This window comes from Mizugakiibacter sp. (assembly GCF_039680435.1).
Lineage (GTDB): Bacteria > Pseudomonadota > Gammaproteobacteria > Xanthomonadales > Rhodanobacteraceae > Mizugakiibacter.
On record NZ_JBDKSX010000104.1, the window covers coordinates 18,307 to 27,353 of the forward strand.

13 protein-coding genes are annotated in these 9,047 nt (G+C 73.8%); 6 read left to right on the forward strand and 7 right to left on the reverse strand.

Annotated elements, in window-relative coordinates; genetic code table 11:
• Positions 1-142: 142 nt before the first annotated feature.
• The 4 genes from hemE to ABFC67_RS11400 form a co-directional block, all read right to left on the reverse strand.
• Positions 143-1,222, reverse strand: coding sequence for a uroporphyrinogen decarboxylase (hemE, locus tag ABFC67_RS11385; protein ID WP_346738144.1), 1,080 nt, complete (start codon positions 1,220-1,222; stop codon positions 143-145).
• Entirely contained in the window at positions 1,212-1,472 is a 261-nt protein-coding gene (locus tag ABFC67_RS11390; protein WP_346738145.1) for a WGR domain-containing protein, read from the reverse strand. The genes hemE and ABFC67_RS11390 overlap by 11 nt, the downstream gene beginning before the upstream one ends.
• A gap of 135 nt (positions 1,473-1,607) precedes the next feature.
• Positions 1,608-2,693 (reverse strand): 3-dehydroquinate synthase, encoded by a 1,086-nt coding sequence (aroB, locus tag ABFC67_RS11395; RefSeq protein WP_346738146.1) that lies wholly within the window; start codon positions 2,691-2,693, stop codon positions 1,608-1,610.
• The gene (locus ABFC67_RS11400; protein ID WP_346738147.1) at positions 2,690-3,238 is read right to left on the reverse strand and encodes a shikimate kinase; all 549 of its coding nucleotides are present in this window, start codon (positions 3,236-3,238) and stop codon (positions 2,690-2,692) included. Before ABFC67_RS11400 ends, aroB begins: the two co-directional genes overlap by 4 nt.
• A gap of 56 nt (positions 3,239-3,294) precedes the next feature.
• Between ABFC67_RS11400 and ABFC67_RS11405 the strand changes: the two genes are divergently transcribed.
• From ABFC67_RS11405 to ABFC67_RS11415, 3 genes are all read left to right on the forward strand, one after another.
• Complete coding sequence (locus ABFC67_RS11405) at positions 3,295-4,146, forward strand: NAD-dependent epimerase/dehydratase family protein (protein ID WP_346738148.1); 852 nt, start codon at positions 3,295-3,297, stop codon at positions 4,144-4,146.
• A gap of 75 nt (positions 4,147-4,221) precedes the next feature.
• A complete protein-coding gene (locus tag ABFC67_RS11410; protein ID WP_346738149.1) occupies positions 4,222-4,386 on the forward strand; it encodes a dodecin domain-containing protein in 165 nt (54 codons plus the stop codon).
• 90 nt (positions 4,387-4,476) lie between these two features.
• Positions 4,477-5,175 (forward strand): response regulator transcription factor, encoded by a 699-nt coding sequence (locus tag ABFC67_RS11415; protein WP_346738150.1) that lies wholly within the window; start codon positions 4,477-4,479, stop codon positions 5,173-5,175.
• Here the strand turns inward: ABFC67_RS11415 and ABFC67_RS11420 are convergent.
• A complete protein-coding gene (locus ABFC67_RS11420) occupies positions 5,161-5,997 on the reverse strand; it encodes a kinase (protein ID WP_346738151.1) in 837 nt (278 codons plus the stop codon). The genes ABFC67_RS11415 and ABFC67_RS11420 overlap by 15 nt on opposite strands.
• 64 nt (positions 5,998-6,061) lie before the next feature.
• Between ABFC67_RS11420 and pdxH the strand changes: the two genes are divergently transcribed.
• The 3 genes from pdxH to ABFC67_RS11435 are packed head-to-tail and all read left to right on the forward strand — an operon-like array spanning position 6,062 to position 7,902.
• A complete protein-coding gene (gene pdxH, locus ABFC67_RS11425) occupies positions 6,062-6,649 on the forward strand; it encodes a pyridoxamine 5'-phosphate oxidase (protein WP_346738152.1) in 588 nt (195 codons plus the stop codon).
• Complete coding sequence (locus ABFC67_RS11430; RefSeq protein ID WP_346738153.1) at positions 6,646-7,086, forward strand: secondary thiamine-phosphate synthase enzyme YjbQ; 441 nt, start codon at positions 6,646-6,648, stop codon at positions 7,084-7,086. Before pdxH ends, ABFC67_RS11430 begins: the two co-directional genes overlap by 4 nt.
• Positions 7,087-7,089: 3 nt before the next feature.
• Positions 7,090-7,902 carry an ABC transporter substrate-binding protein gene (locus tag ABFC67_RS11435; protein ID WP_346738154.1) on the forward strand — a complete coding sequence of 271 codons (813 nt, stop codon included), beginning with the start codon at positions 7,090-7,092 and terminating at the stop codon, positions 7,900-7,902.
• A gap of 21 nt (positions 7,903-7,923) precedes the next feature.
• Here ABFC67_RS11435 and ABFC67_RS11440 read toward each other — a convergent pair whose 3' ends face one another.
• Together ABFC67_RS11440 and ABFC67_RS11445 are read right to left on the reverse strand one after the other, a co-directional pair.
• Positions 7,924-8,379 carry a DUF4426 domain-containing protein gene (locus ABFC67_RS11440; RefSeq protein ID WP_346738155.1) on the reverse strand — a complete coding sequence of 152 codons (456 nt, stop codon included), beginning with the start codon at positions 8,377-8,379 and terminating at the stop codon, positions 7,924-7,926.
• 87 nt (positions 8,380-8,466) lie between these two features.
• Positions 8,467-9,047, reverse strand: a 581-nt coding sequence (locus ABFC67_RS11445; RefSeq protein ID WP_346738156.1) for a YggT family protein, incomplete at its 5' end; no start/stop codon positions are given.

A 9,047-nucleotide genomic window follows, 5' to 3' on the forward strand; every position in this document is an offset into this window, starting at 1 on the left:
GGGGAAGGGGCGATTGTACGGGCGCGCGGGCCTGCGCCCAAGCCGCGGAGCGGTCGCCACGCGGCGCGCCGCCGCCGCGTGCGTGCGGCGTCATGCCCGCTTTCGCGGGAAGGGGATCAGGAAACGGTGCGGCGCGCGCGGCTCATCCGCGCGGTTCGCGGATCGCGCGGCCCGCCGCGTGCACGGCATCGACCAGCGCCTTGACGTGCTCCGGCTCCACCCCGGGCGTGACGCCGTGGCCGAGGTTGAACACGTGGCCGGGGTGCGGGCCGAAGTCGGCGATCGCCGCTTCGACCTCGGCGCGGATTACCTCCGGCCGCGCCAGCAGGATCGCCGGATCGAGGTTGCCCTGCAGCGCCACGCGCGCGCCGACGCGCCGGCGCGCCTCGCCCAGCGTGATCGTCCAGTCCAGGCCCAGCGCCGCGCAGCCGGTGTCGGCCATCGCTTCGAGGTGGCCGTTGGCACCCTTGGCGAACAGGATCAGCGGCACCTCGCGCGCGGCCGGGTCGGCCCCGAGCGCCGCCGCGACCTGCGCGTGGTAGCGCAGCGAGAACTCGCGGAACTGCGCCGGCGCCAGCAGCCCGCCCCAGGTGTCGAACACCATCAGCGCCTGCGCGCCCGCGGCGACCTGCGCGGCGAGATAGCGCGCCACCGCCTGTGCCAGCGTGTCCAGCAGGCGGTGCATCAGCGCCGGCTCGTTCCAGGCCAGCGCCTTGACGCGCGCGAAGTCGCGCGAGCCCTCGCCCTCGACCATGTAGCAGGCCAGCGTCCACGGGCTGCCGGCGAAGCCGATCAGCGGCGCGCGGCCGGCCAGCTCGCGGCGGATCAGGCGTACCGCGTCCGTCACGTAGCGCAGCTCGGTTTCCGGATCGGGCACGTGCAGCCGCGCGATGTCGTCGGCGCTGCGCACCGGGCGTTCGAATTTCGGGCCTTCGCCGTCGGCGAAGTACAGGCCGAGCCCCATCGCGTCGGGCACGGTGAGGATGTCGGAGAACAGGATCGCGGCGTCGAGCTCGAAGCGCGCCAGCGGCTGCAGGGTCACCTCGCAGGCCAGCTCCGGCGTCTTCGCCAGTGCCAGGAAGCTGCCGGCGCGCGCGCGCGTGGCGCGGTATTCCGGCAGGTAGCGCCCGGCCTGGCGCATGATCCACACCGGCGTGGTGTCGGTCGGCTGGCGGCGCAGCGCGTGCAGGAAGCGGTCGTTGTGCGGCACGTCACTGGCCATGCGGCGGCTCCAGGCCTTGGGCGAACATCACCTTGTAGCCGCGCTTGAGCTGCGCGTCGCGCGCGTGCTCGAAGGCGTTCAGTGCCGCGTCGCGCTCCAGGTAGACCTCGCGCCTCAGCGACGCGCGCCCGCCCTGCAGGCCCCACTCGCGGTACAGCGTCCAGCCGCCGAGCAGATCCTGCTCGAGCACGAGCTGGTAGTACCGCGGGGCCTCGCTGGCCGCGGGCTTGGTCTGCATGTAGATGCGCATGCGGGGATTGTAGCCGGACGGCCGGGGGCGACGGCGGGGCGCGCATTGTAGCGGGATGGAAGTTGGGGAGTGGGGAGTGGGGAGTGGAAAAGCTCGAGCTGCGCGGATCGCGTGTCGCCCCGCGTTATTTCGTCCCTACTCCCTTTTCCCCAGCACGGTGCGCACGGCAGCGGCGTCGACGCCCGCCACGATCTCCGCGCGGCCGACGCCGCGCCACAGGATCAGGCGCAGGCCGGCGGCGTCGTTTTTCTTGTCCAGCGCCATGCGCGCCAGCAGCGCATCCGCGTCGGCGCCGGGCGGCGGCGCCAGCGGCAGGCCGAGCCGCGCCAGCAGCGCGCGCAGGCGTTCGGCGTCGGCGGCACCGGCCAGGCCGAGGCGCGCCGACAGCCGTGCCGCCAGCAGCATGCCGATCGCCACCGCCTCGCCGTGCCGCAGCGTGCCGTAGCCGCACTCGGCTTCCAGCGCGTGGCCGAAGGTGTGGCCGAAGTTGAGCAGCGCGCGCTCGCCCCGCTCGGTTTCGTCGCGGACGACCACGCCGGCCTTGTACGCGCAACTGTGCGCGATCGCCTCGACCAGCGCGTCGGCGTCGTGCGCGGCGAGCGCGTCGGCGCGCGCTTCCAGCCAGGCGAAGAACGCGGCGTCGCCGAGCGCGCCGATCTTGGCCACCTCGGCCAGCCCGGCGCGGTATTCGCGCCCGGGCAGGGTGGCCAGGGTGTCGGTGTCGGCGACCACCGCGCGCGGCTGGTGGAAGGCGCCGACCAGGTTCTTGCCGGCCGGCAGGTTGACCGCGGTCTTGCCGCCGACCGAGGAATCGACCATCGCCAGCAGCGTGGTCGGCATCTGCATGAAGTCGATGCCGCGCATCCAGCACGCCGCGGCGAAGCCGGCGAGGTCGCCGATCACGCCGCCGCCCAGCGCGATCACGCAGGCGTCGCGCGTCGCGCCCAGCGCGGCCAGCGCGTCGAACGCGCGCGCACAGTTGTCCAGCGTCTTGTGCGCTTCGCCGTCGGGCAGCACCAGTGCGGCGTGGGCGAGGCCGCCCAGTCCGGCGACGACGCGGTCGAGGTACAGCGGCGCCACCGTCGCGTTGGTCACCACCAGCGCGTGCCGGCCGCGGATGCCCGCACGCCACCGCGCGGCGTCGCCGAGCAGGCCGGGGCCGATCCGGATCGGATAGCGGCGTTCGCCCAGCGCCACCTCGAGCTCGCGCACGCCGCTCATGCGACCTCCGTCGGCGCGAGGCGGCGCCAGTGCGCGTCGATCAGCTCGGCCGTCCGCTCGCAGGCGGACTGCACCGTCTCGCGCCGCCCCGGCACGATCAGGTCGGCCAGCGCGCGGTACAGCGGGTCGCGTTCGCGGTTCAGCGCGTCGAGGCGCTCGCGCCGGTCGGGCGCGGCCAGCAGCGGGCGCTGGCGGTCGCGCGCCAGCCGTTCCATCTGGTCGTCGAGCTGCGCCTGCAGGTAGACCACGAAGCCGCGCGCGGCGAGCAACCGGCGGTTGGCCTCGGCCAGCACGACGCCGCCGCCGGTGGCCAGCACGGTGCCGGCGCGGGCGCTACACTCGTCGAGCAGCGCCGCTTCGCGGCGGCGGAAGCCGGCTTCCTGCTCGAGTTCGAAGATCAGCGGGATCGCCGCGCCGGTGCGCAGCTCGATTTCGTGGTCGAGGTCGACGAACGGCATGCCGTAGCGCACCGCCAGCGCGCGGCCGATCGAGGTCTTGCCCGCGCCCATCGGGCCGATCAGGAACAGGTTGGACGAAGGATTCATGCGGCGATGCTAGCCGCGCGCAGCAATTCCGCGGCAGCACGAAACAAGGGGGGCGTGTGCAGCGCGTGCTGATCGCCGGCTGCGGCGACGTCGGCGCGCGCCTCGCGGCGCGGCTGGTCGCGCGCGGCGACGCGGTGTGGGGCCTGCGGCGCAGCGCGCGAGCGCTGCCGCCGGGCGTGCGCCCGCTGCGCGCCGACCTCGCCGATCCGGCCACGCTGCGCGCCTTGCCCGGCGGCATCACCCAACTGGTCTACGCGGCGACGCCGGACGTGCGCGAGGAAGCGGCCTACCGGCGCACCTTCCTCGACGGTCCGCGCCGCTTGCTCGCCGCGCTGGACACCGCGGCGCTGGCGCGCGTCGTGTTCGTCTCCTCCAGCGCGGTCTACGGCGAGCACGGCGGTGCATGGGTGGACGAGGCCACGCCGCCGGACCCGCCCGGTTTCAACGGCCGCGTGCTGCTGGAGGCGGAAGCGTGGCTGGCGGCGCAGCACTGGCCTGCAACCGCGCTGCGCCTGGCCGGCCTGTACGGCCCCGGCCGCACGCGCCTGCTCGAGGAGATCCGCGCCGGCCGTGCGCGCGCGCCGCGCGACCCGCCGTTCTGGGCGAACCGCATCCACGTCGACGACGCCGCGGCGGCGCTGGCGCTGCTGCTCAAGTTGCCGGCGCCTGCGCCGATCTATCTCGGCGTGGACGACACGCCGTTACCGCTGTCCGAGCTGTACGCGACGCTGGCTGGGCGCCTCGGCGCGCCGCCGCCGGCGGAGGGACCGCCGCCGGCCGGCATCGGCAGCAAGCGTCTCGCCAACGCGCGGCTGCGCGCCGCCGGCTTCGTGCCGTACTGGCCGGACGCGCGCGCGGGTTATGCCGCGCTGATCGCGCCCACCGGCGCGCCGCCGGCGGGCGCCTGATCGCATGAAAAGTTTTGTTACACTCGACGCGCGCGCCGGCCGCACGGCCCGCGGCCGGCGCGCAGAAGGAAACGCATGGTGATTGCCAGGGTGATCGAAGTCAGTGCGTCCGCGCCGAAGGACATCGAGGATGCCGTGCCGCGCGGACTGGCGAAGGTTTCCAGGACGGCGAGGAACATCGAAGGCGCCTGGCTCAACGAGGCCGCGGTGACGACCGGCGACGGCGCGGTGAGCGAATGATGGGGCGACATGCGCGTCGACTTCACCGTCGACCGGGCCGGATGGACACCGCAGCGGATACCGGATTACGGAGAGGGGGTTAGCGGCGCGATGAACATGCGCGGTTGGGTGATCGGGTTTCTCGAGGACGACCCGGACCAGGCCGGCCTGATCCAGCTCTGGCTGCAGCACGCCGGCTACCGCACCAGCCTGTTCGCCAGCGCTGCCGAGTTCCGGCGCCGCCTCGGCAGCGAGGCGGTCGACCTGCTGCTGCTGGACTGGATGCTCCCCGACGCCAGCGGCGTGGAGGTGCTGGAGTGGATCCGGCATTCCGCCAACGCCGACCTGCCGGTGGTGTTCCTGACCGCGCGCGCCGCGGAAGCCGACATCGTGCGCGGGCTCGAGGCCGGCGCCGACGACTACGTGGTCAAGCCGCCCAAGCAGGCCGAGCTGCTGGCGCGCGTCGCCGCGGTGCTGCGCCGGCGCGTCGGCGAGCCGGAGGCGCCGACCACGCTGGAACTGACGCCCTACACGTTCGACCTGCCGCGGCGCCGGGCCGCCGTCGATGGTCGCGACGTCGAGCTGACCCAGCGCGAGTTCGACCTGGCCAGCTACCTGTTCCGCCGCCACGGCCGCATCGTCAGCCGCGACGCGCTGCTGGAAAACGTGTGGAACCTTGGTCCCAGCATCACCACGCGCACGGTCGACACCCACGTCAGCCGCCTGCGCAAGAAGCTGGAGCTCAACGGCGAGCACGGCTGGCGCCTGACCGCCGTGTACCAGCACGGCTACCGGCTAGAGCAGGCCTGAGACGCGCCGCACCCTGCGGCTGCGGTCCAGGTCGATGCGCACGTCCGCGCGCGCCGGCAGCGTCGCCAGCGCGTGCCGGCTGAGGCGTTCGTAGTGGGCGACGAAGCGGCGCAGCGCTGCGGCGTCCATCGCGCGCGGCGCGCCGCGCCGGCGCAGCGCGTCCTCCTGCTGGTCGCGCCAGCGATGCACCGCCGCGAACGAGGGCGCCTGCAGCAGCACCAGCGCGTCGAGGCGCCGCCACAGCGGACGATACGCGCGCAGGGCCGCGTTCTCCGCGCGCCGCCAGCGGCCGTCGGCGTCCTCGCGGCGTTCCAGCGCGTTGCGCGGACGGGCCAGCGCCGCCGCGCGCTCGGGCCGCGCGCCGAGGCACCAGCCCTCGAGCACGATCAGGTCGGGAACGCGCGCGACGCGCGGCCAGCGCGACGGCGGCAGGCGCGTATCGCGGCCCTTGTCGAAGCGCGGCAGCCGCGCCGGGCGCCGCGGACTGGCCTGCGCCAGTGCGTCCAGCGTGCGTGCAAGCAGCTCGACGTCGTGCGTGCCCGGCACGCCGCGCGTGGCGAACAGCGGGTGCACGCGGCGCGCCAGCGCGGCACGCGCGCGCCGGCCGTGGTAGCCGTCGTCCAGCGACAGCGCGACCGCATGCAGGCCGCAGCGCCGCGCTTCGCGCAGCAGCGCCTGCGCCAGCGTGCTCTTGCCGCTGCCCTGCAGGCCGGAAATGCCCAGCACGAACGGCCGCCGCGCGCGCCGCATGCGCGTGGCGTAGTGCCGCAGCAGCGGCGCGGCGAGCGCCGCCGGGCCCGTGCTAGCATCTTTCCCGATCATGCGCTCCGCCCCGGTCGCCGCGAGCATACCGGCGCGGGCGCCGCCACCGCATCCGCGAGGCCGCATGCTGACTCCCGAGATCCTCGATACGTTCCGCGCCCTGCTGGCCGAAGCCGGCGCCGCCGGCGACCCCGAGCCGACCGCGATGACGCTGGCCACGGCCGACGACAACGGCCGCGTCTCCGCGCGCATCGTGCTGCTGAAGGGCGTCGATGCCGACGGCTTCCGCTTCTTCACCAACTACACCAGCAGCAAGGCCGAGCAGATCGCCCGGCACCCGCGGGCGGCGCTGTGCTTCCACTGGAAGACGCTGCGCGACGGCGTGCAGGTGCGCGTCGAGGGCGCGGTGGAAGCGCTGACGCCCGCCGACTCCGACGCCTATTTCGCCACCCGGCCGCGGCTCAGCCAGGTCGGCGCCTGGGCCTCGCTGCAGTCGCAGACGCTGCCCGACCGCGCCATTTTCGAGCAGCGCGTCGCGCAGTACGAGCGCGAATTCGCCGGTCGCGAGGTGCCGCGGCCGCCGCACTGGGGCGGCTACCGCGTGGTGCCCGACCGCGTCGAGTTCTGGTACGGCGCGCAGTTCCGCCTGCACGAGCGCGTGCAGTGGGAGCGCGTCGACGGCCGCTGGCAGCGCCGCGAACTGTATCCATGAGCCACGCCCAGCCCGCCACGCACGTCGCGCAGTCCGGCTTCGGCGTGCACACGCGCGGGCGCGGCTTCACCGAGATCACCGAGCGGCTGCGCGAGGCGCTGGCGCAGAGCGGCGTGCACACCGGGCTGGCGCACGTCTTCGTGCAGCACACGAGCTGCTCGCTGATCGTCTGCGAGAACGCCGATGCGTCGGTGCGCGGCGACCTCGAGCGATGGTTCGCGCGCCTGGTGGTCGACGGCGACGCGCTGTTCGAGCACGACGCCGAGGGGCCGGACGACATGTCCGCGCACGTGCGTTCCGTGCTGACCGGCGTCTCGCTGGCGCTGCCGGTGCACGCGGGCAAGTTGCTGCTGGGCACCTGGCAGGGCGTGTTCCTGTGGGAGCACCGCGCCGAGCCGCACCAGCGCAAGGTCACGGTCACCGTGGTCGGCCACTGAGCGATGGACGATTTGTACCCGCGGCGGATCGTCTGCCTGACCGAGGAACCCACCGAAGTGCTGTACGCGCTCGGCGAGCAGCGGCGCATCGTCGGCATCTCCGGCTTCACCGTGCGGCCGCCGCAGGCGCGCAAGGAGAAACCGAAGGTCAGCGCGTTCACCAGCGCGAAGATCGGCGAGATCCTGCGGCTGGAACCGGACCTGGCGATCGGCTTCTCCGACATCCAGGCCGACATCGCGCAGGCGCTGATCAAGGCCGGCGTCGAGGTCTGGATCAGCAACCACCGCAGCGTCGAGGGCATCCTCGGCTACATCCGCCGGCTGGGCGCGATGGTCGGCGCCGCGGAGCGCGCCGAGGCCTACGCGCAGCGCGCCGAAGCGCACCTCGAGGCGGTGCGCGCGGCGGCGTCCGCGCTGCCGCGGCGTCCGCGCGTGTACTTCGAGGAATGGGATGCGCCGATGATCTCCGGCATCCGCTGGGTCGCCGAGCTGATCCGCATCGCCGGCGGCGACGACGCGTTCCCGGAGCTGGCCGCGCGGCCGCTGGCGCGCGACCGCATCCTCGCCGACCCGGCCGAGGTGGTGCGGCGCAGCCCGGATCTGATCCTGGCCTCGTGGTGCGGCAAGAAGTTCCGGCCGGAGCAGGTGGCGGCGCGCCCCGGCTGGGACGCGATCCCGGCCGTGCGCGACGGCGAGCTGCACGAGATCAGGTCGCCGATCATCCTGCAGCCGGGGCCGGCCGCGCTGTTCGACGGCGTCGACGCGCTGCATCGCGCGATCGCCGCATGGGCGGCGCGCGAAGCGCCGCGGCGCTGAATCCCGCGCCGCCCTGCCGGTTCAGTCGGTGACGTAGTTCTTGCTGAAGCGCAGCGCGTGCGGCGGACCGCCGGCCGGCGTCACCTTCAGCTCGAAGCGCATCGTGTCGGTGCCGCTGACCGGGAACTCGCCGAGGTAGTAGATCGCGTCGCCGTCGCGGATCTCGCGGAAATCGACCGTGGTGCGCTGGTTCGCCAGGTTGGTGGCGCTGCCGCTGACCGCGGCGGCGACCGCCACGGCGGTGGCATCGACCGCGCCGCGCTTGACCGCGATGTTGAGCAGGCCGCGATGGCTGGAGCGCACGAAGCCGTAGGTCTTGGCCACTTCCGGCGGCAATTGGTCGGTGGCGAGCGCGCTGTAGTAGACGATGTAGTCGCCGAAGCGTTCGGCCTGCGCGGCGGCGGCGCCGCGCGGCACCAGCAGGAGCAGCAGCGCCAGCACGGCGCCGATCAGCGTGACGCGCAGGGCATGCTTCATGGCCCGGCCCTCCGGTGGCGACTCGCCCGGATCATACACCCGCGCCAGGCGGGCTCCGGGCAGGGGATCGGGCCGCAGCCGCCGTGGCTACAGCGCCAGCCGCCGGCCGAGGTCGAACAGCGGCTCGACCAGCAGCACGCGCGCCAGCACGATCGCCAGCATCGCCACCGCCGGCGAGAAATCCAGGCCGCCCAGCGCCGGCAGCCGGCGCCGCAGCGGGCGCAGCAGCGGCTCCACCAGCCGGCTGACCAGCGGGATCAGCGGGTGGCCGGCGTCGACCGAGAGGAAGCTCATCAGCGCCCAGGCGAACACCAGCGCGAGGTACAGCACGAGCAGGAAATCCGCCAGTTCGGCCAGCGCCATCACCAGCAGGCCGAGTAGTCCCGGCAGCATGCCGGCCGCCAGCGCGAACAGCAGCACCAGCTTCAGCACCTCCACCAGCCAGGCCACCAGCAGCGCGGCGAGGTTGACGCGATTGACCGTCGGCACGATGCGCCGCAGCGGCGTCAGCACCGGGTTGGTGGTGCGGTAGAGGAACTGGCAGATCGGGTTGTAGAAGTCCGCGCGCATCGCCTCGGCGAGCATGCGCAGCACGAACAGGCCGATGATCGCGCCGAACAGGAACTGGATCAGGATCTGCGCGGCGTTGGCGAAATAACCCATGTCGA